Raw genomic sequence first — 23,917 nt, forward strand, 5'->3', positions numbered from 1 at the left:
CTTATTTAAAGGATCAATCGGCCGCGGGCGAATACTTGTCAGGAATACTGAACGGGTAATCGAGCTGCTGATCAAACTCAACTTTATTATAACGCAAATTAACTTGTATTTTTTGTTTTTTCACAACAGAAGCAATATCTATTTGCGATGGCACCACTTTATTATTTGCCGTTTGTATAAATACGTTATTAGTTACCTGTAAGGATTGCTGTAATTGCTCATTAGCCAAACTGGTTTGCGTTACCCGCATATCAGCCCCTAAAACAAGCTTATACACCAATTCATCCAGCTTGCCCGAACCGGTTATGCTGGTTGCCGATGGCACAAAGGTGATATCCTCATTAAGTAGCTTGGGGATAGCGTTACCTACCAGTAAGGATTGCAGGGTGGTATAATCTATTTGCTTACTGGCAAATTTATGGATGTAGCTAAATGGCTTTTTCAGGTACACGCCCTGAAACTTATTGATCACTTGTATGCTATCAGGCGTTATTAACGCCCGGGCAACCTCTACACCTAAAATGGCGGTTATGGATACCCATATCTTTTTATCACGGTTAATGCGGATATTCAGCGTTACATCCTGATCGTTCCCGTTAATATTAAGCTGTGTTTTGGCCTTAGCCGAAAAGGTATTGAAGGTTAGCTGTTTCGCCCGGATTGCGGCTAAACGTGTTTCCACATCGCTTGCCGGTTTCACAGCCGGTGTGGCATTGCGGTTTACCACTACCTGCTTTTTTGATTTACAACTTGCAAAGGCAAGCAGGGCGAAGCATATTATCAACCCCTTATTCCACGTATTTTTTTTCATTGATCTTTCTCTCTAACACTGCCGATTTGCTGCCGTTTTGTTTCGCTTTTTTCCAGTTTTGCACAGCAGCTTCGGTATCGCCTAAATAAAACATTATATCGCCATAATGTTCTGTTTGTACCGCACTATTATTTTTATCGTGCACCAGGGCCTTCTCTATCCACACTTTGGCCTCGGCATACTTTTTTTGTTTAAACAGTATCCAGGCGTAAGTATCTTCAAACGAGGCGGTGTTGGGCTGAAGCTCATTGGCACGCTTAGCCATTTGCGCGGCCTTATCAAGCAACTCTCCTCTTAACGATAAATAGTACGCATAATTGTTTAGTGTGTAGGCATTATCCGGATTATAGGTGAGTGATTTGGTATAAGCATCGTCTGATGCCTTATCATTCTTCAATTCGTGAAAGCAATCGCCCAAAACAGAATAAATATAGCCCCCCAGGTTATTATCATCCGCATTTAGCGCGGCGGCGTTTTTAAGATAACTCAGCGCTTTGGCGTAATTCCTTTTTTGATAGTAGGCCGTACCTAGCAAGTAATGCATCCAGGCCTGGTTAGGGAAGTAGGTCATGGCCTCTTCGCCATCCCTTATGGCATCATCTACCTTATTTTCTGATAGTTCGATGCGTACCAATTGCTCAAAGGCGGCGTAATTATCCTTGCTTAACCCGATAGCCTTTTTAAACAGCGGCTTGGCATCGGCATATTTTTCATTCTGTACCAGCATATCGGCATACAGCGCCTGTGCCTTGGCATCGCCGGGGTGAGCGGTGGCCAGTATCCGGCTTAATTCAAGGGCGCTGGCACGTGCGGCGGGGTCCTGCAGTTTGGGCAGGTAACTTAAAATGATCTTGATCTTTTGGTTAACATCAACATCGGCACTGGCAAACGCTACGGATAATTGCTTAAAACTGCCTTCAATATCCTTTTTATCCCGGTAAATTTCGGCCAGCGCCAGGTGCAGCATGCCGTTATCAGGGTTAAGTTTGGCTGCCTGCTCAAGTACCTTCAACGCCTTATCGCTAAATCCGTTTGAATTATACAATTCCGATTGAAGCAGGTAGTACCTTAACTCGTTCGGGTTAGCCGCTATCATGGTATCCAGTTCGGCTGTGGCCTTGTCCAGCTTATTTTGCTTGAGATAAACTTTTTGCCGGTTGATCAGCAGATCATCTGTTAACCCGGTGATGCCTTCCAGTTTGGTGTAAACCGCCAGGGCATCATCGTATCTTTTCAATAAAAAGTAGGCATTGGCCTTATCAAAATAATAATCGGGCTTTTGGTTAATGCGTGTCAGTTCATTATACACGTTTTCCAGCTTATCCAGGTCGTTGGTTTTTTGATAGCTATCGGCCAGGGCTACCCAATACCACTCGTTATCGCGGTTAACGGTAACAGCGCGTTCCAGCAAAAACTGCGCATCAGCCTCACGGTTCTGGGCTTTACGCAGCGCCGCAAGCTCGTACATCGCGGCGTCATTCGCCGGGTCTATCTGTAAACATCGGTTAAACAGTTCTGCCGCCAGGGTAAAGTTCTCAATAGTTTTTTCGCGGATGGCCGAAAAGAAAAGCTGCTTCACCATTATACTGTCTAACGAGGTCATGGGTTTACCCACAACCATTACCACGCCGTTACCCTTGGCCCCTTTTTTATTTTGGGCAATGGCCGCTACGGGCAACAATAGTATAATAATAAACAGCTTCTTCATTAAAACGGATTAACCGTTACCGGTATGACCATAACCGCCTTCACCACGGCTTGTTTCATTAAGCAGTTCGGCTTGCTGCCATTCTACCTTTTCATGACGGGCAACAACCATTTGCGCTATGCGCTCACCGGCATTCACCACAAAATCCTGGTTAGAGAGGTTAACCAGCAGCACTTTGATCTCGCCGCGGTAATCGGCATCAACCGTACCCGGCGAGTTTACTATGCCGATGCCATGTTTATAGGCCAGGCCGCTGCGCGGGCGTATCTGCGCCTCAAAACCTTCGGGCAGTTCAATATGCAGGCCGGTTGGTATCAACTGGCGCTCCAGTGGTTTCAGGGTTACGGGTGCTTCCACATCGGCACGGAGGTCCATACCGGCAGCATGCAAAGTTTCGTAAGCCGGCAACGCGTTGGCCGACTTGTTTATCACTTTTACGATCATCTCTTAAATATGCTCAATAATTGTTTACGTTCAAAATAAAAGGCAGTTGCGCTATAAGCAACCAAAAGGGCATTGCCCACAAAAATGTTACGGCTAAATACCACAAACGACAGGTAAACTATAACCGCCGAACTTAGTATATAAGCCAGATTTTTTTTCAGGTTGTAAGGGATTGGGTAGTTGCGCTGCCCCCAAACGTAGGATAGTACCGACATCAATGTGTAAGCCCCTAATGATACCCAGGCAGATGCCATATAACCATATAACGGAATGAAAAACCAATTAAAAGCAATGGTGAACAATGCGCCAAAACCCGAAATATACAGGCCATACTTGGTTTGATCAGAAAGTTTATACCAAACAGACAAATTCATGTAAATGCCTAAATTGAGATATCCAAACAACAGCAGCGGCACCACCGGTAAACCTGCCCAGTAGCGTTCGTTAATAAAGTATTTTAGTAGCTGGATATTGGCTACCAGCCCGATAAATATCACACACATGGCAATCACAAAATAATTCATGATCTTGGCATAGGTTTGCCCCGAATTTTTGTTATCCGCATGGTTAAAAAAGAACGGCTCGGCACCCAGCCTGAAAGCCTGGATAAAAATGTTCAGGAACACCGCTATTTTGGCACAGCCCGAATAAATACCAACAGCCGTGCTGCTTACTTCGGCAGGCAACAGCTTACCCAGCATCAGCTTATCTAAATGCTCATTAATAATGAATGAAAAGTTTGCAATAACTACCGGCCAACTGTACAGCAGCATTTCCTTTAACAGCGGCCAGTTAAACCTGAACCGTAGCAGCAGGAACTGCGGCAGCAGCATCAATAAAGTTACCGCGCTTGCCAGCAGGTTTGACAGGAAAACGTAACCCAGCCAAGTAGGCTTGTACCAGGTGGCTATCCACTCCCAACCGGGCAACTTATTTTTAAGGATAAAAGGTATCAGGTAAATAAAAATAAGGTTGAGCCCTAAAAATGCAGCCACATTAAGTAACTTGATGAGTCCGTACCTGCCCGGCCTGCCCTCACCCCTGATACGGGCGAACGGCACAACACAAATAGCATCAATTATAACAATGGCGATAAAGTATTTTACGTAGAGTATATAGTCGGCATGCCAGGTTTTGTTACCGATGCTCACGGTTTCGGCTATCTGGTCAGTAAGCGGAATGGCTATTAGCGCGAATAATAAACAAAACGTGATTATGGTGCCGAACGCGTTATTATAAACCGTTTCCTTATCATCCTTACGCTTATTGAGGTAACGAAAAAAGGTGGTTTCCATACCAAAGGCCAAAAAGGGGTTTAGTATGGCCGCCCAACTGAACATGGTGGTAAATACACCATAAACATTGGTAGCAAAAACACCCGTATAAATAGGCGTAAGTATAAAATTGAGTAACCTTGATACGATGGTACTTAAACCATAAACAGCGGTTTGCCCGGCAAATTTTTTAGCAGTTGACAATGACTATAGTGTTTAACCTCGCGCCTGAGCACCGGCTTATTTTACAACCTCAAAATTACGATAGTTTTTCAATTCGCCCTCATGGGTTTCAACAGCGGCAACTTCGGCATCCTCGGGGCCTTCGCGGCACCAATCCAAAAACATCTCCAGCATCAGTTGCTCGCCTTCGGCCTCAATAAACACGGTACCATCAGGCTGGTTACGTACCGAGCCCTTTACGCCCAACTGATCGGCCACGGCCTTGGTTGACGCGCGATAAAAAACATGCTGCACTTTGCCGGTGACAGTTATATCGAGGTGTGTTTTCATTTACAAGATAAATTACCCGGCAAAAATAGTTTATCTGCAACTAAACACAGCGGTTGCCCCACAAAAAAAGCCGACCTGTTACGGCCGGCTTTTGATTGTTATAGAGCAATTGTGAAAAGGAATTAATATTTGCTTACGTTAAAGTCGGATATGCCGCCCTTCATTTTAATGTACATTTTGTTTTTGGCTGATGCAAAACCAGGAGTTTCATAACGGTTATCATCTACCTTGGTAAAGCCGTTGATGTTGGTTGATGACAGGCCCGAATCGGTAGTGATGCTGCAGGCGGCACCTTCAGGTACCTGCAATTTGATCTCGGATACACCGGTTGATACCTCAACCATGGTAGTAGCCAGCGGCTGGCCCAGTTTAACATCAAATGATGCCGCGCCACCGCTGATGTTCAGTTTACGTACCTTGAATTTCGACAAGTCAAAATCTATCTCGGCAGCGCCTGTTTTTATATTGATATCCCAAACCGGTAGTGTATTCAACTTTAAATCCGCCTGGTTGGCATGATCGCTGTCCCATTTAAAATTTTGATTCTTGCCATTGTCGCGCATCTTAAAATTCAATACAGCCAGCGAGTCATTTTTACTGTTAGTGAATTCATAACGGTTTAAAAACTCCTTGGTTGAAGCACTGAATAAATGTGATGAAGTAGTATCACTCAACTTATAAGTTGCACCGCCACCGCTTATATTCAATTCGGCAAATTTAATATCAGGCGAGTAGGCATAATTAAAATTGCTGTTTCCTTCAACCTTAACAATATCACGATCGTTATCGTCGTCGTCATCATTATCGTTGTCATTGTTATTACGGTGCCAGCCTTCATCATCTAAATGGTAGCGAAAGTTACGTGGGTTCCAAAAATTACGGCCGCTGGTATCGGCAAACAGTATTACTGCCAAGCCGCCTATTAAAACAAAGGCTTTTATAGCTGTTGCCGTGCCCGATTTATTGTTGGCGAATATCAGGTTAACACCGGCAATTACCAGGAATATAGGCCACAGGCGCCAAAAGTTCATCCAATGTATATCTACATAACCAAAGTGCGATAGTAAGTACGCTACCCCTATTAAAACAAGCACTAAGCCTGTCATTAGTTTATCGTTTCTCATGGCTTATACGGTTGGAGGGTTATCGTTAAAAGTTTGCTCTTCTTTTTTCTCCGGCTCAGTCGCGGCAGGCTGTTCAGGGGCATGCTGGTTCCAATCTTTACGCTCCCATGGTTGTGATTTAGCGCCCGATAGTATAAAGGCGATACCCGCGCCTACTAAAAGTAATGGCCAAAGTACATCAAAATCAACATCAGGTATCAGGTTGAACTCATCCAGCAAAAAGGCACCGCCTATAATAATAAGTATAGCGCCGGTTATTATACCTACACTTGAGGTTTTCTTTACCGGTGGCACTGCGCCAAAAGGCTTGCCCGCCTCAAAATTGGGCATGGTGAAGTTTGGCTCGGGGGCGGTTTTAAAAGGGTTATAGGGATCCTGCGGTGGCACAGTATAGCCAACTGTAGGGTCAAAATATACGTTACGTTTTGGTAATACTATCCACAGGATAACATAAATGAGGCCGCCAAAGCCTTTTACAATAAATGTTACCAAAAATATAACCCTGATGATTGATACATCAACGCCGAAGTAGTCGGCTAAGCCAGCGCAAACACCGCCTACCTTTTTGCGGAGCTCATCGCGATAAAGTTTCTTTTCCATTGCTTTGTCAGTTTGTTTCTAAATCTGGCCGAAGGTTGGTTTGATGATGATCTCGTCAACGTTCGCGCCATTACTCATGTTTAATATGTTTGTAATGGCCGATGCAACGTCTTCGGGTAAAACCATCCGGTTGGTATCAACCTGTGCGCCTTTCCATGAGTCGGTATACGTTGACCCCGGAATTATCGCGGTGACCTTTACACCGTGTGGCTGCATTTCGAGCTTCATTACCTTATTAAGACCTACCAAAGCATACTTTGTTACGCTGTACACCCCTGCCTCAGGTATAGGGTGCAGCCCTGCTACAGAGCATATATTGAAGATGTGGCCTTTACCGACAGAAACCATGCTTTTACCGAAGAAACGGTACAATTCATAGGCCGGGCGCAGGTTGGTATCCATCTGTTTTTGGTACGATTCATCATCATCACTAAGTATAGCGGCAGGCTTGAACATACCCACATTATTCACCAAAATATCGACGAAGCCCATGTTTTTCTCGGTGAATACGGCAAAATTTTTCAGTTCAGCGAGGATGCTGCAATCGGCAACGGTGGTAAACACCTTTATCTGGGCGTTGATGGCAAGCAATTCGGCCTTAAAAGCATCCAGTTCGGCGGCATTACGCGAGCAGATGGATACATTGATGTTTTGTTTAACCAGTGCTATAGTGATGGCGCGGCCCATACCCTTGGTGCCGCCGGTAATGATGGCGTTTTTCATGACTTATTTTATGTTTTCGGTTGAATAGTTTGGCTAAGATATAGCTTAAATTTAATACAAATTTTACCTTTACCCTTTCACCTGTATTTTGATGAGCACAACTTCTGTTTACGATATATGCTGTATTGGCCATATAACACACGATAAGGTGGTTAACCCGCAGCACGAAGTTTACATGCCTGGCGGCACGGCCTTTTATTTTTCGCACGCCATCAGGCAAATGCCGGTTAGTTATAAACTGATCACCGCGCTGGCGCAGGAGCAGATGGCTTATGCCGATGGCTTGCAGCAGGCAGGCATTAACCTTACCACGTTGCCCAGCCGGCATACCGTTTACTTTGAAAACAGCTATGCCGAAAACTCCGACCACCGTACCCAGCGCGTATTACAAAAGGCCGATGCGTTTACCGTTGCTGATGTTGCCGATACAAACGCCCGCTTTTATCATTTAGGCCCCTTGCTGGCTGATGATATAGACGGGGATATTTTCAAGGCGCTATCAGCAAAAGGTAGCCTCTCGTTAGATGCTCAGGGTTTGTTACGCAAAGTAGTGGGTACCGATGTTGTAGCCACCGATTGGACAGATAAAATGACACTGCTGCCTTATGTAGATATCCTGAAAGTTAATGAGCACGAAGTGGCCGTACTCTCAGGCACTGATGATATACACGAAGGCGCGAAGCTGTTAGGCGATATGGGCGTTAAAGAGGTGGTGATCACCCTGGGCACACAGGGCTCAGTAATTTATGCTGATGGCGAATTTTATAACATCCCGGTTTACAAACCACGGGAGTTTAAAGATGCTACCGGTTGCGGCGATACCTACATGGCAGGTTACCTCTACAAGCGTGCTAAAGGGTTTACAGTTGAACAAGCCGGGCATTTCGCTTCGGCAATGGCTGGTTTAAAGGCAGGTATATCCGGCGCGTTTATGGGGAATGAGGCGGATATACTTGCCTTTATGAGCCGATAATCTACCCCGGAAAAACCAGCACCGGCACATGCAGCGCGTTCAATGCATTCGGGCTAAGCTGGCCTTGCAGCACCTCCCTGAAATGATACTGGTGGTTGGCCAGGGCCAGCAGGTCGGTTTTCATGGTATTAATAATTACATCCGTAGCCTTGTGCACATCACGCTCGGTTGTGTTGCTAAATTTCAGGTTATCATAATCAACGTAACGGCATATCCCCTCGTTAAATACATTGAGGGCATAACTTTCATCCATACGCGGTAAACCGCTTGCCGGTAAATGGGCTATGTGTACACTGGCATTGCTGCCTTTGCCCATGTTGGCCAGGTATCTTACAATAGGCAACTGGCAGTAACGCAAATCGGCCATGTAGGCTATGCGTTTAAAGCCTTTAAACGTATAATATTCGGGCAATACCAGCATGGGGCAGTTAACCCGGCCGAGTATCTTATGCAAATTCAGGCTGGTATTATCACTCAACCCGCTGATAAGCAATGAGGCGCCACGGGTGTTTACCAATTGAGCAAGCTCTGTTTCGGTTAAACCGTTCGCCTCAATTTCTTCGCCGTATAAGTTTATTTCGGGCTCCTGCAGCCCCGCCTCTTCAAACTTGCCCGACACCAATACCTTAACCCCCGCCTTTACATCGGCCACGTTGGCCACCACTAAAGGCACTCCGGCAAGCCGTGAAATTTCGGCGGCCATACGCAAGGCGCGGTCACTGTGGATCGAGCCATCGCTTAATAACAATAATTCTTTCATATACGGTAGATTTATAAATGCAAGCAAGCATCACACGCTCAATATTGCGTATCAGCAAAGTCTATAAACGGGAACAGCTAAAAATTTGGTTATCAGAGTAATAAGCGCGTGGTGGTTTCGCTATACTATAAATATAACAAACGCCTTATTAAATGGTTTTAATAAGAATTAAAAAAGTAACTAAAAATTAAACTATAACGTTTATTAACTATCTATTTGACAATTAAACTGGCGTGCACTTTGCTACAACAATTACATGAAAGTAGAAATAGAAGCAAGCTGGAAGCAGCTTAACACCCTGATTGGTTTGGTTGAAGGCGATACTGAACTTGAAATGATCAAGAACCAGTTGATGACCGCCAGGCAATCCGCAGACGACAGCCAAAACGGTGAAGTGCCCGAAGAAGGCGACAATGCGATCATCAAAAGGATGGAATAGGTTTTGTTTACCTCTGTATTCGTTACAGGTAAAAGTGTTTTATTTAATTTCTGCACCTTACCAAACAATTTTTCCTTTCTTTATCTTTAATACATAATTTTAGTACAACTGCATAAATCCCTCCGCCTCAAAATGGGTTATCAAAACAGTTTGATATTAAAAATGTACTTTTAACCCTATTTATAATAGTAACAAATGTTTACCAGTTTAGGCAGATATATACTTTTACTACGATTAAGTTTTAAAAAGCCCGAGAAATTCAGTGTTTACTGGGCCGAGATCATGCGTGAAATGGTTTCCATCGGCATTGGCTCGCTGGGTATCATCAGCATTATTTCACTGTTTATTGGCGCGGTAGCGGTTATACAGGTAGCTTTTCAGCTTACCAGTCCGCTGGTGCCGGCAACCATAGCAGGCAGTATCTCACGCGATTCAACCATCCTGGAGTTCAGCCCTACCATATCCGCGCTTGTGCTTGCTGGTCGTGTAGGGTCAAGCATCGCCTCGCAAATAGGTACCATGCGCGTAACCGAGCAGATCGACGCGCTCGAGATCATGGGTGTTAACGCCCCTGGTTATCTTATATCACCAAAAATACTGGCGGGTATCACTATGGTACCCATGCTCAATATACTATCGATATGCCTGGGTTTAGCGGGCGGCTACATAGCCTGCGCCGCTTCCGGCGATATTTCAACTGCCGATTACATCCTCGGCCTGCGTGACGGGTTTTTGCCCATTACCTTGCAGGCATCGCTGGTAAAGGCATTCACCTTCGGTTTCATTATTACTTCAGTTTGCGCTTACCAAGGCTTTTATACTTCGGGTGGGGCTTTAGAGGTAGGCCAATCGGCTACCCAGGGCGTAGTTTGGAGCTGTATCATGATCCTTTTTGCTGATTTAATTATTTCCCGCGTAATGTTATGATCGAGATTAAAGACATTTATAAAACATTCGGCGACAACGAAGTACTTAAAGGCATAAGCGCTAAATTTTTACCCGGCAAAAATAACCTGATCATAGGTGGTTCAGGCTCCGGTAAAACCACCCTGCTTAAATGCATTGTTGGTTTGCACGAGCCAACCAAAGGCCAGGTATTTTTTAACGACCAGAATTTTACCGAACTAAGTTTTGAGGAGCGTGTGCCTATCCGTACCGAAATAGGTATGCTTTTCCAGAATTCGGCTTTGTTTGATAGCATGACGGTTGAAGAGAACATCATGTTCCCGCTTAACCTGTTTACCAATCAATCAAAAAGCGAAAAGTTGGATCGTGCCAACTTTTGTTTGGAGCGGGTTAACCTGAAAGATAAAAATAAACTATTCCCGGCCGAGCTTTCGGGCGGTATGAAAAAGCGTGTGGGCATTGCCCGTGCCATATCCATGCAGCCCAAATATTTATTTGTGGATGAGCCAAATTCCGGCCTCGACCCTAAAACATCCATCCTGATTGATGAGCTGATAGCCGAGCTTACCCTGGAGTATGAAATAACAACCGTTATTGTAACGCACGATATGAACTCCGTAATGGGTATTGGCGACCATATCATATTTTTACACCAGGGCCAAAAATGGTGGGAAGGCTCAAATAAAGAAATTGCCCATACCGACAACCAGGAGCTTAACGATTTTGTGTTCGCAAGCAAATTTATGGAAGCGGCTAAAGAGAAGCTTTAGTTTAGTGAGTGGTGATTGGTGAGTAGTGATTGGTTTTTTCGTTAGCGAAACACTTACAGTATTTAATCCCTCAACTATTCATTACCTTTGCGGGCTAAAGTTAATACTGATCTCTGATCACAAATTTCTAATCACTGATAATGATCCAACTACTTACGCCCACGAACTGGAAAGATTATGAACTGATTGATTGCGGCGACTTTGAAAAGCTGGAGCGTTTTGGCGATACCATACTTATTCGCCCCGAGCCGCAGGCCGTGTGGGATAAAGCGTTGCCTGAAAGCGAATGGCAAAAGCGGCACCACATTAAATTCAAAGGCCGCTCGGCAACTACCGGCGAGTGGGTTAAAAAAAATCCTAAAACGCCGGATCGCTGGCATATTGAATATAAAAATCCCGACGCGGCTATTAAATTCCGCTTAGGTTTAACGTCATTTAAGCACGTAGGTATCTTCCCCGAGCAAGCCGTAAACTGGGATTACATCAGCAGCAACATCAAAAAATTTAAAACACCTACCCCCAAAGTACTTAACTTATTCGCCTACACAGGCGGCGCGTCGCTAATTGCTAATGCCGCCGGTGCGGAAACCACACACGTGGACTCCATTAAACAAGTGGTAAGCTGGGCTAACGAAAATCAGGAATTATCAAACCTCAATGATATTCGCTGGGTAGTTGAGGATGCGTTGAAATTTGTAAAGCGTGAACTTAAACGCGGTAAAAAATACAACGGTATTATACTTGATCCGCCGGCTTACGGCCATGGCCCCAACGGCGAAAAATGGAAGCTGGAAGACCATATTAAAGAGATGATGCGCGACGTAGTACAACTGCTCGATCCGGAAGAGCACTTCCTGATACTGAACACGTACTCCCTGGGTTTTTCATCGGTAATTATTGAAAACCTGGTAAAAAGTGCCTATCCGCAGGTACAAAACTTTGAAACCGGCGAGCTATACTTACAAGCCACTGCCGGGCCAAAACTGCCACTCGGCGTGTTTGGCAAGTTTTGCAAAATAAAAGCTTAACCAGTTAACCATTCCGCTATATTTACACCAATTACTAACTATTAACACTGCCTATATCTGCCATGAGAGCAAAGCATCTTTTTTTACTATTATTCCTGAGTTTATCAACATTAACCCTTTTTTCAAACTGTACAGGCAACAGCAAGTCGGCTGCAAAAGGCAGTACAACCGCTGCTAAAGATGGCGAAGAAAGCGGCGACACCACTAAAAAATCAACCTACCCGCCACTTGACACCGCATTGTACGATTCATTAAACCGTAAACTGGCCAATGGCGATACCAATGGTTACTGGCCGGTAAAAAAAGCGGCTTACCCTTTGCCGGGCGCTGTATTGCCGTTTAAACGTGTAGTGGCTTTTTATGGCAACCTGTTCTCTAAAAAGATGGGGATTTTAGGTGAATTGCCTGCCGACCAGATGTTGGCCAAGCTAAAAACCGAGGTTAAAAACTGGGAAAAAGCCGACCCTAAAACACCGGTTGTACCCGCCTTGCACTACATAGCTGTAGTAGCACAGGGTGATGGCGGCAAGGATGGCAAATACCGCTACCGCATGCCGTTCAAGCAAATTGATACGGTGTTGTATCTGGCTAAAAAAATTGATGCGTTGGTATTTTTAGATGTGCAGGTTGCACTAAGCGATATTAAAACGGAGCTACCACTGTTAGAGAAATACCTGGCCATGCCTAACGTACATTTTGGCATGGACCCTGAATTTTCTATGAAAGATGGCAGCAAGCCGGGCAAACGTATTGGTACTTACGATGCCGCGGATATTAACTATGTAAGCAACTACCTGGCTGATCTGGTTAAAAAGAATAACCTGCCGCCTAAAATATTGGTTGTACACCGCTTTACCCGTAAAATGGTTACCAACACTAAAGATATTAAAACCCGCCCCGAGGTACAGGTGGTAATGGACATGGATGGCTGGGGCGAGCCTTCATTAAAACTGGGCACTTACCGCCACTGGATCTACCCGGAACCGGTGCAGTTTACCGGCTTTAAGCTGTTCTACAAAAACGACATTAAAAAGGAGCCTAAGCGCATGCTTACCCCCGCCGAACTGATGAAGTACAAACCGATACCGGTTTATATTCAATATCAATAATAAACAAGAACGCCGCCTTATTAAGGGCGGCGTTCTTGTTTAATTAAGCCACGCTGTGTAACGCAAGTATACTTACTTAATACAAAAAGCTTATTTTTGATAACCAATATCAGCTATGATGAGAGTATTTATAACCCTGATTTGTTTTGTGATATTATTTGCGGCATGTCAAAATAAAAAGCCGGAGATCAACGTAAAATCGGCTACTATCGAGGCCATCTCTTTTCAAACAGAAACCATGTTTAAAATAAGCTGCGAAAAGTTTGATACCTATTATGCTGATAAATGGCGCAGCAAGGTGCTTACTAATCAGGATTCGCTTGCTCAACTAAAAAACCTGCTTGAAGGCCTGAACAAAACAGATAATGCTTACGAGCCGGATGTACGCGTAAAGTTATTGCTTACCAATACCGATGGCACCGTAGATACCGTTTGCCTCGACCAAAAAATTACACGTTACAAAAACGCCAGCTACGAAACCTCTGTCGAGCTGGCCAATTTTGTACAGCGGTAAGTTTACTCTTTATTATGATGTCATTTCGAAGCGTTAGCGAGAAATCCGTCTGTCTTCATAGTTAAGCGACATATCTCTCCTCGTACCTCGTTCGAAATGAAAAAGGAACTTATAGTATAACTATATTATCCCATATAAAGCTCCACCCTTTTCACCCATTTTATCAACCAGCTTTTCCGTAGCCGGATCTTTTTCCAGCACCGGGGCGTGATGGGGTTTGATACGTGCATCAATAATCAGCGGACCGGTACAGCCCCAGTGCTTGTGCTCGGTAAAGCTACCTATGCCATAAATATCGTGCGATGGGTTGCTGCGGGTAAAGGTTACCCATACCAGGTTGTTGATGCTTTCAGCAGTAAAGCCTGCATCATCACATAATATAATTAACGGCAGGCCGCTAAGTTCTTTATCACCCAACTCCTCTTCCAGTATTTCCAGCATCAGGGGCATATCGCTGGTGGTAATGTTTCTTGGCACCTCAATAGCCAGCACACCCGGCATAGCCATTTTAAAGCCGGTAAAAGGCCTGGGCACACTAAACCATGCCGGCAGTTCATTCCAAAGTTCACGTTTAATGTTACCGGCTACCGTAATGGCTACTTTACTGCCGCTGTTTAATCCGCTGCCGCTGTAATCAAGCGTATCAATGGTGGTTTTGGTGTAGAAGTGCAGGTCGCGGGTAAGATCGACACGCTGTAGTATATGTTTCAGAAAACCGCCTATATCATGTATATCCAATTTCGGGTCATCCTCCTTAGCGGCAATGAACAGATACTTGGCCAAGCTTAGCTGGTTCTTCCCTAAAATATGATTAGCTATGGTCAATATTTCCTGCGGATGGCGTTCGTTCAGGTAAGGCGTATAACGCTCGCTGCCGATAGCGAACAGCAAAGGATGCACACCTGCCGCATCAACAGCGTTAACAGCTACAAGGCCCGGAATTTCCTTAGGCAAGGCAGATCCTGCTATTTCATGGATCAAAGCGCCAAAGCTGGTATCTTCCTGCGGCGGGCGGCCTACTACCGTAAACGACCATATCGCATCCTTCCGATGATAAACGTTATGCACCTTCATCAGCGGGAATGGATGCGTTAAGCTGTAATATCCCAGGTGATCGCCAAAAGGGCCCTCGGGTTTATTATCATGCGGCATCACAGTACCCGTTATTACAAAATCCGCTTCGGCCGAAATGCAAAAACCTTCGCTGTCATAAAAGTACCGGAACCGGCGGTTACCCAGCGCGCCCCCAAACGTCATTTCTGACAAGCCCTCGGGCAAGGGCATCACCGCCGCTACCGGGTGCGATGGCGGTCCACCTACAAATATACTTACCTTAAGCGGCTGGCCTTTGGCGTTAGCCTTGGTTTGATGCACGCCTATGCCACGGTGTAACTGGTAGTGTAAACCTATCTCGCTGTTCAACACATAATCGTTACCGGCAAGTTGTATGCGGTACATGCCCAGGTTGGCATTCATAATGCCGGGCTTGTCCATATCCTCAGTATATACCTGGGGCATGGTTACAAAGGGCCCGCCATCCTTTGGCCAATTCACTACCTGCGGAATTTCGCTGATCTGCGTACGCCCAAAACTGATTGGGGCCGAGCGCCTGCCAACCTTCATGGGCAATGCAGATAGCGCGGTTAAACCCACGTTAGCATATTTAAACGGATTTTTAATAGCCCTGATGGGATCGTTCTTGATATCAACCAAAGTTTTAACCTTTTCTAAGGTATCCCTGAAGATAAACTTTGACCTGTTCAGCGTACCAAACAGGTTTGATACCGCCGGGAATTTGCTGCCCTTAACATTCTCAAACAATATGGCAGGCCCGCCGTGTTCAAAAACACGCAGGTGTATAGCTGCCATTTGCAAGTACGGATCAACCTCCTCCTTAATACGTATCAGGTGGCCATCGCGCTCAAGGTCGGCAACGCAGGCTTGTAAACTTGAATAACCCATTGCGGCTAAATTACGTACAAAATAGCATTAAGGGATAACCTTATAGCTAAAGGCGATAAAAACCATTAAGCTGCACAGTTTTTTGAAATAATGATGAGATTATTATTAAATACTTTTTATTATTGCGCCAAGTGTATTAAATTTTTAATAAAACCGGCTATCCCCTATAATTCCGGATATTAGTGGCTATAATTGTTAAACATATCACAGTAAAATAACTACATCTGTAATTTTTTAAAACCAAACGCTCAAAATCACATTCATCAATAATTAACATATTCCAATAACATAAAACAAAATGAAACCAACTTTACTGATACTTGCAGCAGGCATGGCCAGCCGCTATGGCAGCATGAAGCAAATTGACGGCTTTGGCCCCAATGGCGAAACTATTATTGATTACTCTATATATGATGCCATCAAAGCCGGTTTCGGTAAAATAAGCTTCATTATACGTGAAGAATTTGCCGAGCCTTTTAAAGCCATATATGAACCTAAACTAAACGGCCGTGTTGAAACTGACTACGTTTTCCAGAATTTCGACCTTAAACAATACGGTATTGATAAAGATATTGAGCGTGCTAAACCATGGGGTACCGCCCACGCGGTATTGGCTGCCCGCAACCAGGTTAACGAGCCTTTTTGCGTAATTAACGCTGATGATTTTTATGGTTATGATGCCTTTGAAAAAATGGCGAAATTTTTAACCACCGAGGTTAGCGATGATACTTACTCGCTGGTAGGTTACCAGATTGACAGAACCCTATCAGAGCACGGCTCGGTATCGCGCGGTGTGTGTAAGGTTGATGATAATGGCAACATGGTTGAGATCAATGAGCGTACCCAGGTATATTTTAAAGAAGACGGCAGCGTGGTTTACGAGGATGGCGGCGGCGAATATCCGTTATCAAATGATACCCGCGTATCCATGAACTTCTGGGGCTTTACACCTGCTGTATTTAAGCAAAGCGAGCCTATGTTCGTGGAGTTTGCCCATAAAAATGAAAACAACCCGAAGGCTGAATTCTTTATTCCGCTGGTGGCTGACGAACTGATCAAAACAGGCACGGCATCATTTAAAGTGATCCCTACAGCCAACAAATGGTTTGGCGTTACTTACAAAGAGGACAAGCCTATCGTACAGAAAAGCATTTCTGAACTGGTTGAGAATGGCACTTACCCCGCCAACCTTTGGGAATAAAAATCCGGCAAACAGATACAGAAAAGGCTCGCTACAAATTGTAGCGAGCCTTTTTATTTTTAAATCTGACGGTGATTATTGTCTATAATAAGCCAGTATCCCTAATGACTATTCACCACTGACCAATGACCACTGGCTTTAAGCCTGCCCCACCGGCCCGCCAAAGTTCAGCGGGAAGCCGGCATTATCATCGTCGATACGGATGCGGCCATTGGCGGCTTCAAACTTAGATACATTCTCTTCAATAGCGGTTAACAGGCGCTTGGCATGTTCGGGAGTTAATATGATGCGCGATTTTACCTTGGCCTTGGGTATGCCGGGCATAACACGTATAAAATCTAACACAAACTCTGAGGTTGAATGCGTTATAACAGCCAGGTTTGAATAGATACCCTCTGCTATCTCTTCAGATAGCTCTATATTGAGTTGATTTTCGTTTTGTTCTTCCATAATACTAAAGTAATAAGCCGGTTCAATACCGGCAAGTATTAAACAAAATAGCCTTGCCTGTATACAGGCAAGGCTATTCATATCATTATAAATAATCATAATTTGCTCTTAAAGTCCTCGTAAGCGAGTTTAATGCCTTCGGATAGTTCAATGGTATGTTTCCACCCATAGCCGTGCAATTTGCCAACATCCATCAGCTTGCGCGGTGTACCGTCGGGCTTGGTGGTATCAAAGTCGATCTCGCCTTCAAAACCTACAATATCCTTTACCAGGTAAGCCAGGTCTTTTATAGAAATATCTTCGCCTGTACCTACGTTAACCAAGCCCGCCTCGTTATAATGCTCCATCAGGTAATAGCAAGCTTCGGCCAGATCATCAGCAAACAAGAACTCACGTTTAGGTGAACCTGTACCCCAGATGGTAACCGTTTGCGCACCAGACTCCTTTGCCTCATGAAAGCGGCGGATCAATGCCGGTAGTACGTGCGAATTTTGCGGGTGATAATTATCATTATAACCATACAAATTGGTAGGCATAACCGATATATAGTTACAACCATACTGATCGCGGTAGGCATCGCACATTTTGATACCCGCTATCTTGGCAATGGCATAAGGCTCGTTTGTAGGCTCCAGCGGACCGGTAAGCAGGGAATCTTCCTCTAACGGCTGCGGGGCCATTTTAGGGTAGATACAGCTTGAACCTAAGAACATCAGCTTGGTAACACCATTTAAATGAGCGTTATGGATGATGTTATTTTGTATCTGCAGGTTATCATACAAAAATTCGGCACGGTAGGTATTGTTGGCAATAATACCGCCCACTTTTGCCGCGGCTAAAAACACATAGTCGGGCTTTTCGGCAGCGAAGAAATCAGTTACCTGTTTCTGATCGCGCAGGTCAAGCTCGGCTGATGTACGGGTTATAATGTTGGTATAGCCCTCTTTTTGCAGTTTACGGTAAATGGCTGAACCAACCATGCCGCGGTGACCTGCTATATAGATCTTGGAATTCTTATCCATTTAAAATTATACAGATGTTGATACGATTGCTTATTCGTATTGGTTTTTAATAGCGTAGCCTGAGTCTTTAAGCAGCTTTTCGCGCTCAAAAAACTCAACGTCGGCAGCCATCATTTCCTTAACAAGGCCTTGCAGGTCATACTTAGGTTTCCAGCCTAATTTCTGGTTTGATTTGGTAGGATCACCTATCAAAAGCTCAACCTCGGTAGGCCTGAAATATTTAGGATCAACCGCTACAACCTCTTTACCAACAGGTAGCTGGTACAGCGGATTAGTGCAGTTTACTACAAAAGCTTTTTCTTCTGCGCCTTCACCTTTAAATTCAATTTCGATGCCTGTTTCAGCGAATGACATGCGGACGAATTCACGTACACGGGTAGTTACACCAGTGGCGATAACGTAATCTTCCGGAGTTTCCTGCTGTAATATCAGGTACATGGCTTCAACATAATCTTTAGCGTGGCCCCAGTCGCGTTGCGCGTCAAGGTTACCCAGGTAAAGTTTATCCTGTAAACCCATCGCGATTTTAGCGGTACCGCGTGTAATTTTACGCGTTACAAATGTTTCGCCACGCAGCGGGCTTTCATGGTTAAACAGGATGCCGTTGCAGGCATACATACCATAAGCTTCGCGATAGTTAACCGTAATCCAGTAACCGTATAATTTAGCTACAGCGTAAGGTGAACGTGGGTAGAAAGGGGTAGTTTCTGATTGCGGCACTGCCTGCACCAAGCCATAAAGCTCAGAAGTTGATGCCTGGTAGATCTTGGTTTTTTCAGTTAAACCTAAAATACGTACCGCTTCCAGTATACGCAGTGTACCGATACCATCGGCATTAGCGGTATACTCAGGAGTATCAAAACTAACCTTAACATGGCTCATAGCACCCAGGTTATAAATTTCGTCAGGCTGCACATCCTGTACAATGCGTATCAAGTTGGTTGAGTCGCTCAGGTCGCCGTAATGCAAAACCATTTTAGGGTTAAGTTCGTGCGGATCCTGGTAAAGATGATCGATCCTGTCAGTGTTAAATAATGAACTGCGGCGTTTAATACCGTGAACCTCGTAACCTTTACTCAGTAACAGTTCGGTTAAGTAAGCACCGTCCTGCCCTGTTATACCTGTAATTAATGCTTTTTTGCCCATACAATTCAAATCCCATTGTGATAAAACAGCTCATTGAGCTTCGAAAGTTTGCTAAGATAATAAAAATGAACGAACGTCAAATAGGGTAAAATTGCAAAGTCTAGTTGCTGATGCTTAAATTATGAGCTATGCTCAAATCATGCAATGTGCTGAATTGATTGATCTATGCCCAGAATAGCTGTTATGTAATTAACCGACTACAAGATCGCTGATACATTTGGCAAGTTTAATGGTCAACATATTTTAAATATCTGTTAAAGCATATCTTGTCCCAAAAATGCTTATTGCTCGTTTGAATCGATAATAAATTTAGCCCTTTTGCCACGCAAAAAATCAAATTCTCACATTATTATGGAACGTTGATAAACGAAAAGCACCGCCTAAAATGTAATTTTGAAAGTCTGAGATGAAGTATAGTTTATATGTTGCTCTCTAAATTCTATGTAACAAGATGAACAGGACTTATCGTAAAATCAATTTAAATTAAGCAAACGGCAATCAAAACAATAATGTTTGCGTAAGACTGATGCCGTAGAAAATTATGTTAGCGATTAGCGTTGTAAAAAGCGTATACAGCAAGTAATAATATGAAAATACTAATAACTAGACCCATAGCTGAAGAAGCAATGCGTGCGCTTGCCGCAGCAAGTATAGAAACAATCGTGCATTCAGATCATCGCAACCTTACTGCAAAAGAACTTGTCGATTATTGCCGTTCTTGCGAAGGTTTAATCAGTGCGGGTCCGAATGTTATTGATGAAACATTTTTGAATGAAAGCCGGCACTTAAAAGGAATTGCGCTTTTGAGTGCGGGCTATGACCGGGTTGATTTAAATGCGGCAACACAGTATGGTATTCCTGTCAGTAACACTCCAGATGTGCTCACCAATGCTACTGCCGATACAGCGTTCCTCCTGCTGCTTTCCGTCTCCAGAAACGCACATTGCATGAATCAGCGTATCAAGGACGGCCGTTGGGACTTTTACCAGCCAATGGCTAATCTTGGCCAAGAGCTATATGGCAAAACTCTTGGTGTATTTGGACTTGGCAGAATTGGCAGTAACTTGGCTATGAAATGTAAAGCTTATTTCCAAATGAATTTGATTTATCATAATAGGTCAAGAAACGAGGCATTGGAACAGGAAACTGGTGCTGAATTCGTGCCATTTCGTCAATTATTAGGCAATAGTGATGTTCTGAGTGTTCATAGCGCACTGACACAAGACACTAGAGAAATCTTTGATTTAAACGCCTTTCGCAGCATGAAACGAAACGCAATCTTTATCAATACATCCAGAGGCGCCATTCATCAAGAAGGAGCTCTGATTACCGCCTTGCAACAGCAAATGATCTGGGGAGCCGGCCTAGATGTTACCAACCCTGAGCCTATGTCTCCTGACAATCCGCTTCTTCATATGAACAATGTCTGCATTTTACCACATATCGGTTCCGCAACTGTAGAAGCAAGGACGCGTATGTCGATATTAGCTGCAAACAATATTATCGCAGCACTCTCCCAGCGACAAATGCCTCAAATATTAAACAAAGAAGTTTATAAATAACCTGTTACCCGACGAGCGTCTGAAGGCACGAGTAACAACTCCATATTCAACTATGATTTGCCAAGCTCATTAGTATTATGAATGTATTGTGAGGCTGTATAAAGTATTCTGTCATAGTATATTCTAAATTTAAGGAGTTCATATATACCTGACAATCTTAACCAATAAACTATTCTCCCATTCCGAACTGACTGAAAATGAAGCCCAGAGCAAGGTACGACTCTGCGTAGTATAATGACTCGGCAAAATCATTTCATAATAATTGATTGATCAACGATGAATTTGACCACGAGAAATTACGTGGTCAAATCCACAAGTTCGTTTTCCTTTAATTTGTGGTTTTTACAGCATCACGATAAATTAGCTGCGCGATGCATGAAAGCAAGAACAAATGAACAAAAAGAGAATTCCACCAAGGAGATTAAATTAGACACAAAAGTGGATCCAATGACAATATCATCACATCAGGGAGGTAGAAATGAACCCAAACAATTTATACGCTGGGCCTGCTCGGAAACGTTCAGCTGGCAGACCGAAAAAAACTGTCATAAAACACAAAAAACTTGTTTTTTATGTGACGGATCTTGAATATCAACTGATTGCCAAAAAAGCGAAAGATGCCGGAATTAGTAAGAGTGAATGGATCCGTAAATCAGCGAAAAAAACCAGGATTGTTGCCCGGCTAAAACCGGAGGAAGCAAGTTGGTTCCGTTCACTGTCTGATCTATCAAACGCGTTACTACAGCTAGCACGCTTAGCCGATGCTTCAGCGTTACCATCTTTCGCCCTAAAATGTCATTCTACCATCGTTAAGATCAACGACTTATTTAATCAATTCATCAAACATGATCGGCAAGCTTAAACGCGGTAGTAATTTTGGTAACTGCCTACGCTATGTGGTCAACAAGACCGGAGCTCGGATTTTATACGCGGAAGGCGTACGCATTCAAAGCGTACGCACCCTCACCCAAGATTTTAATCTGCAACGTCGCATGCGGCCAGAGTTGAATCAAGTTGTCGGCCACCTGATCATTAGTTGGAACCTAGCTGATTTGCCGCTATTGAACGATAAGGTTATGCTGGACAGGGCAAAGGAATACTTGCGGGAACTGGGTATTCAACAAACTCAGTTCGTAGTAGTGCGACATAATGACTCAATTAACCCACACTTACACCTGATTTACAATCGTGTAAATAACGACGGCAAAACTATCAGCCATTCTTTCGGCTGGATCAAGGCATTGCAAGTAAGTCAGGCAATGAATAATCGGTTTGGATATCAGCCCGGTGAAGGTAAAGCGCTAATCAATCGCCAATCTGTCAAGGGCTGGGAACGGACCAAACTTGATTTATATGATGCTATCAACTCTGCGCTTCAAGACACTATTGACTGGCCAGATTTTAGCAAGAAACTTTCGGCTCTCGATATCTCATTTACTCTTGTAACTTCAACAGGAGATGGTTTTATAAGAGGCATCGTCTTTAAAAAAGGTTCTCTGCATATTAAGGGATCGGCTCTTGATCGAGAATTAAGCTTTCCCAAAATTCAATCCCGCCTCAAAGAACCCATAAACTTACTATACTGCCACAATTCCAACACAATATTATCAGAAGCAAAGGATAAAGAGGTAGAGGAATCAACCGAAATTTACCAAAAAAAACAGCGGGCGTATTCGCAGGGTTTCAAAACAATATAAAACCGAATACCGGATCAAAAAAAAAGGAAAAAAGAAAAGCTAAACAAGCTCTAACTAGTAGGCAGCAATAAAGATCAACACGATCGAGTGTGCAGTTACGGCATAAGTGTCCTTTAGGTTCAAGGCCTTGCTACAACAGAGAAACAGCTCAGGGCTTGCCCCATGCCGTTGCAGCAGACACGACACTGCTTATCAAAATTTATTATTTAGACGTTTATACATATAACTATTTATTTTTTGGCCATGAAGGATCAAGGCTGGCTGACATTCTGTATGCAATTGATAATAATAAGCAGACGTTACCAGTCGGAACTCGTATTGTGTACGATAAAACTATCGACCCGATGTTAACTCAGGCCAAATCAGTTCAGGAATTTAAGCCAATCGCTGGTCAATGGTATATGCTCAAGTATATTTTCGGTAAAGAATATCGTGATAAGTACTGCATTTATGAGATCGCAGGCGTATTGCAGCTTCAGTATAAGCTTATACCCCTTAATAGCTTAACAATGATAGTGGCCCAAGGCATAATGTCAATCAATCATTTCAGCTAAGTGACCACTGCTCTTACAGATGCTTTAGTATAATGTAATAATCTTCACGGTTGTTTCACTAACTGCGACAAATTAATACCCATGACGGTATATGCTCCGCGTCATACGTGTGCTTTTAAGTATTTGTGTTGAGTTCTTTTATATATTTGCGCATGCGTGTACTATTATTGAAAAAAGACCCCAAGGAATATTTGGAAGTACCGACTGTTGGTGTCTTTTATCATGCCAAACTGGATAAATTCCAAAACGGCGGCTTATTTAAACTGACATACGTTGATCATGAAAACGACCAACCGTATGCTTCTCGGGTCGTTAATTTGTTTCAAACGGTTACTTCAGCTAACAGCGATATCGCAGTTTATAACTTTCACGAAGCAAAAAAGTTTTAAAAATGAATACGCCATTCTTCAACTTAGTTCTGTCGCTTTCGTGATGTCAGCCAGTTCCTTGCCGCGTAAGCCCGAAATACATGAAGGCGCCCTTTTATATTCATCATCCGATAAAATGTGTAAACCACTTTCTTTGTCATAACTTGAAGTGAGGTGAGTGGATTTTCCAAGCATTGTTGCAAAATTCTTTTTCGAAGTCGCGTAAAACGATATAGACAGATATATGGTTGAAGTAACG

At 43.7% G+C, this 23,917-nt stretch carries 26 protein-coding genes; 13 read left to right on the forward strand and 13 right to left on the reverse strand.

Going from position 1 to position 23,917, the window contains the following annotated elements:
• Window positions 1-13: 13 nt before the first annotated feature.
• The 8 genes from lolB1 to AC3WJC_RS13740 form a co-directional block, all read right to left on the reverse strand.
• Window positions 14-811 carry a lipoprotein insertase outer membrane protein LolB1 gene (gene lolB1, locus AC3WJC_RS13705; protein WP_492399676.1) on the reverse strand — a complete coding sequence of 266 codons (798 nt, stop codon included), beginning with the start codon at window positions 809-811 and terminating at the stop codon, window positions 14-16.
• Window positions 789-2,519, reverse strand: a complete 1,731-nt coding sequence (locus AC3WJC_RS13710) for a tetratricopeptide repeat protein (RefSeq protein WP_492399677.1) — start codon at window positions 2,517-2,519, stop codon at window positions 789-791. Before AC3WJC_RS13710 ends, lolB1 begins: the two co-directional genes overlap by 23 nt.
• A 9-nt stretch (window positions 2,520-2,528) precedes the next feature.
• The gene (gene dut, locus AC3WJC_RS13715) at window positions 2,529-2,963 is read right to left on the reverse strand and encodes a dUTP diphosphatase (protein ID WP_492399678.1); all 435 of its coding nucleotides are present in this window, start codon (window positions 2,961-2,963) and stop codon (window positions 2,529-2,531) included.
• Window positions 2,960-4,441, reverse strand: a complete 1,482-nt coding sequence (locus tag AC3WJC_RS13720; RefSeq protein ID WP_492399679.1) for a lipopolysaccharide biosynthesis protein — start codon at window positions 4,439-4,441, stop codon at window positions 2,960-2,962. Before AC3WJC_RS13720 ends, dut begins: the two co-directional genes overlap by 4 nt.
• 36 nt (window positions 4,442-4,477) lie before the next feature.
• Entirely contained in the window at window positions 4,478-4,750 is a 273-nt protein-coding gene (locus AC3WJC_RS13725) for an acylphosphatase (RefSeq protein ID WP_492399680.1), read from the reverse strand.
• A gap of 122 nt (window positions 4,751-4,872) precedes the next feature.
• Window positions 4,873-5,874, reverse strand: a complete 1,002-nt coding sequence (locus AC3WJC_RS13730; protein WP_492399681.1) for a toast rack family protein — start codon at window positions 5,872-5,874, stop codon at window positions 4,873-4,875.
• Window positions 5,875-5,877: 3 nt separating this feature from the next.
• Window positions 5,878-6,474 (reverse strand): PspC domain-containing protein, encoded by a 597-nt coding sequence (locus tag AC3WJC_RS13735; protein WP_492399682.1) that lies wholly within the window; start codon window positions 6,472-6,474, stop codon window positions 5,878-5,880.
• Window positions 6,475-6,492: 18 nt separating this feature from the next.
• The gene (locus AC3WJC_RS13740; RefSeq protein ID WP_492399683.1) at window positions 6,493-7,197 is read right to left on the reverse strand and encodes an SDR family oxidoreductase; all 705 of its coding nucleotides are present in this window, start codon (window positions 7,195-7,197) and stop codon (window positions 6,493-6,495) included.
• A gap of 91 nt (window positions 7,198-7,288) precedes the next feature.
• Between AC3WJC_RS13740 and AC3WJC_RS13745 the strand changes: the two genes are divergently transcribed.
• Window positions 7,289-8,170 carry a PfkB family carbohydrate kinase gene (locus AC3WJC_RS13745; protein WP_492399684.1) on the forward strand — a complete coding sequence of 294 codons (882 nt, stop codon included), beginning with the start codon at window positions 7,289-7,291 and terminating at the stop codon, window positions 8,168-8,170.
• A 1-nt stretch (window position 8,171) separates the two neighbouring features.
• Here AC3WJC_RS13745 and AC3WJC_RS13750 read toward each other — a convergent pair whose 3' ends face one another.
• Window positions 8,172-8,930, reverse strand: coding sequence for a universal stress protein (locus AC3WJC_RS13750; RefSeq protein WP_492399685.1), 759 nt, complete (start codon window positions 8,928-8,930; stop codon window positions 8,172-8,174).
• A 256-nt stretch (window positions 8,931-9,186) separates the two neighbouring features.
• On the opposite strand from AC3WJC_RS13750, the gene AC3WJC_RS13755 reads away from it, so the two are divergent.
• From AC3WJC_RS13755 to AC3WJC_RS13780, 6 genes are all read left to right on the forward strand, one after another.
• Window positions 9,187-9,369 (forward strand): hypothetical protein, encoded by a 183-nt coding sequence (locus AC3WJC_RS13755; RefSeq protein ID WP_492399686.1) that lies wholly within the window; start codon window positions 9,187-9,189, stop codon window positions 9,367-9,369.
• Between the two features lie 195 nt (window positions 9,370-9,564).
• Window positions 9,565-10,296 carry an MlaE family ABC transporter permease gene (locus AC3WJC_RS13760; RefSeq protein WP_492399687.1) on the forward strand — a complete coding sequence of 244 codons (732 nt, stop codon included), beginning with the start codon at window positions 9,565-9,567 and terminating at the stop codon, window positions 10,294-10,296.
• A complete protein-coding gene (locus tag AC3WJC_RS13765; RefSeq protein ID WP_492399688.1) occupies window positions 10,293-11,045 on the forward strand; it encodes an ABC transporter ATP-binding protein in 753 nt (250 codons plus the stop codon). Before AC3WJC_RS13760 ends, AC3WJC_RS13765 begins: the two co-directional genes overlap by 4 nt.
• A 140-nt stretch (window positions 11,046-11,185) precedes the next feature.
• On the forward strand, window positions 11,186-12,073 hold the full coding sequence (locus AC3WJC_RS13770; RefSeq protein WP_492399689.1) for a class I SAM-dependent methyltransferase: 888 nt from the start codon (window positions 11,186-11,188) through the stop codon (window positions 12,071-12,073).
• Between the two features lie 62 nt (window positions 12,074-12,135).
• Window positions 12,136-13,182 carry a hypothetical protein gene (locus AC3WJC_RS13775; RefSeq protein WP_492399690.1) on the forward strand — a complete coding sequence of 349 codons (1,047 nt, stop codon included), beginning with the start codon at window positions 12,136-12,138 and terminating at the stop codon, window positions 13,180-13,182.
• Between the two features lie 115 nt (window positions 13,183-13,297).
• Entirely contained in the window at window positions 13,298-13,696 is a 399-nt protein-coding gene (locus AC3WJC_RS13780; RefSeq protein ID WP_492399691.1) for a hypothetical protein, read from the forward strand.
• 120 nt (window positions 13,697-13,816) lie between these two features.
• Here AC3WJC_RS13780 and AC3WJC_RS13785 read toward each other — a convergent pair whose 3' ends face one another.
• Window positions 13,817-15,658, reverse strand: a complete 1,842-nt coding sequence (locus tag AC3WJC_RS13785) for a UbiD family decarboxylase (RefSeq protein ID WP_492399692.1) — start codon at window positions 15,656-15,658, stop codon at window positions 13,817-13,819.
• A 298-nt stretch (window positions 15,659-15,956) separates the two neighbouring features.
• Here AC3WJC_RS13785 and AC3WJC_RS13790 point away from each other — a divergent pair, with 298 nt between their 5' ends.
• A complete protein-coding gene (locus AC3WJC_RS13790) occupies window positions 15,957-16,859 on the forward strand; it encodes a nucleotidyltransferase family protein (protein WP_492399693.1) in 903 nt (300 codons plus the stop codon).
• 138 nt (window positions 16,860-16,997) lie between these two features.
• On the opposite strand, the gene AC3WJC_RS13795 is transcribed toward AC3WJC_RS13790, so the two are convergent.
• The 3 genes from AC3WJC_RS13795 to gmd form a co-directional block, all read right to left on the reverse strand.
• Window positions 16,998-17,309, reverse strand: coding sequence for a DUF3467 domain-containing protein (locus AC3WJC_RS13795; RefSeq protein WP_492399920.1), 312 nt, complete (start codon window positions 17,307-17,309; stop codon window positions 16,998-17,000).
• A 95-nt stretch (window positions 17,310-17,404) separates the two neighbouring features.
• A complete protein-coding gene (gene fcl, locus AC3WJC_RS13800) occupies window positions 17,405-18,331 on the reverse strand; it encodes a GDP-L-fucose synthase (RefSeq protein WP_492399694.1) in 927 nt (308 codons plus the stop codon).
• A 30-nt stretch (window positions 18,332-18,361) separates the two neighbouring features.
• Window positions 18,362-19,477 (reverse strand): GDP-mannose 4,6-dehydratase, encoded by a 1,116-nt coding sequence (gmd, locus tag AC3WJC_RS13805; RefSeq protein ID WP_492399695.1) that lies wholly within the window; start codon window positions 19,475-19,477, stop codon window positions 18,362-18,364.
• A 587-nt stretch (window positions 19,478-20,064) separates the two neighbouring features.
• Between gmd and AC3WJC_RS13810 the strand changes: the two genes are divergently transcribed.
• From AC3WJC_RS13810 to AC3WJC_RS13830, 5 genes are all read left to right on the forward strand, one after another.
• Complete coding sequence (locus AC3WJC_RS13810) at window positions 20,065-21,039, forward strand: 2-hydroxyacid dehydrogenase (protein WP_492399696.1); 975 nt, start codon at window positions 20,065-20,067, stop codon at window positions 21,037-21,039.
• A 478-nt stretch (window positions 21,040-21,517) separates the two neighbouring features.
• Window positions 21,518-21,901 (forward strand): plasmid mobilization protein, encoded by a 384-nt coding sequence (locus tag AC3WJC_RS13815; protein ID WP_492399697.1) that lies wholly within the window; start codon window positions 21,518-21,520, stop codon window positions 21,899-21,901.
• Window positions 21,885-22,736: a relaxase/mobilization nuclease domain-containing protein gene (locus AC3WJC_RS13820; RefSeq protein WP_492399698.1), complete on the forward strand. Its 852-nt coding sequence runs from the start codon at window positions 21,885-21,887 to the stop codon at window positions 22,734-22,736. The genes AC3WJC_RS13815 and AC3WJC_RS13820 overlap by 17 nt, the downstream gene beginning before the upstream one ends.
• Before the next feature lie 155 nt (window positions 22,737-22,891).
• Window positions 22,892-23,290, forward strand: coding sequence for a hypothetical protein (locus AC3WJC_RS13825; protein ID WP_492399699.1), 399 nt, complete (start codon window positions 22,892-22,894; stop codon window positions 23,288-23,290).
• 152 nt (window positions 23,291-23,442) lie between these two features.
• On the forward strand, window positions 23,443-23,679 hold the full coding sequence (locus tag AC3WJC_RS13830) for a hypothetical protein (RefSeq protein ID WP_492399700.1): 237 nt from the start codon (window positions 23,443-23,445) through the stop codon (window positions 23,677-23,679).
• The last annotated feature ends 238 nt before the right edge of the window (window positions 23,680-23,917 follow it).

Source organism: Mucilaginibacter sp. FW306-07-L, from assembly GCF_058782065.1.